We start from the raw sequence: 417 nt of genomic DNA, 5'->3' as shown, positions 1-417 counted from the left end.
TCACGATGCGCGTCACCTCGGGACCGGTCGGCGACGAGCCGTAGACCAGGTCGGCCGCGCGCTGGCCGCGGTCGACAGCGCTTGTCAGCTGGGTGTCGAGCCGGTCGAGCAGGTAGCTCTGCARGGCGAACAYGCTGGCCGCGCCGATGACCGTGCCGAGCACGGCGAGCATCGCCACGACGACGAGCACCACCCGGCTGCGCAGCGTCCAGGAGCGGAACGGGCGGATGCGCGGCAGCCGGCCCCATCCCCGTCGCCTGGGCGGTGTGCCCGACGTACCCGCCGCCGGAGCGGCTGACGTCACGTCGCGGCCTTGACCATGTAGCCGGCCCCGCGGACGGTGTGGATCATCGGGGAGCGGCCGGAGTCGATCTTCTTGCGCAGATAAGAGATGTACAGCTCGACGACGCTCGACGA

General features: G+C 71.1%; 1 protein-coding gene and 1 pseudogene. Both read right to left on the bottom strand.

Going from position 1 to position 417, the window contains the following annotated elements; genetic code table 11:
* Positions 1-304: pseudogene (locus AB4Z02_RS19175) on the bottom strand (two-component sensor histidine kinase); the annotation flags it as partial.
* The coding region (locus AB4Z02_RS19170; protein ID WP_441972966.1) for a winged helix-turn-helix domain-containing protein at positions 301-417 on the bottom strand (117 nt) is incomplete at its 5' end. The gene AB4Z02_RS19170 and the pseudogene AB4Z02_RS19175, both read right to left, overlap by 4 nt.

This window comes from Pedococcus sp. 2YAF34 (genome assembly GCF_052114585.1).
In the GTDB taxonomy this organism is placed as follows: domain Bacteria; phylum Actinomycetota; class Actinomycetes; order Actinomycetales; family Dermatophilaceae; genus Pedococcus.
Note: the sequence above shows the minus strand (reverse complement) of the source record. Positions and strands in the feature narration are given on the sequence as shown.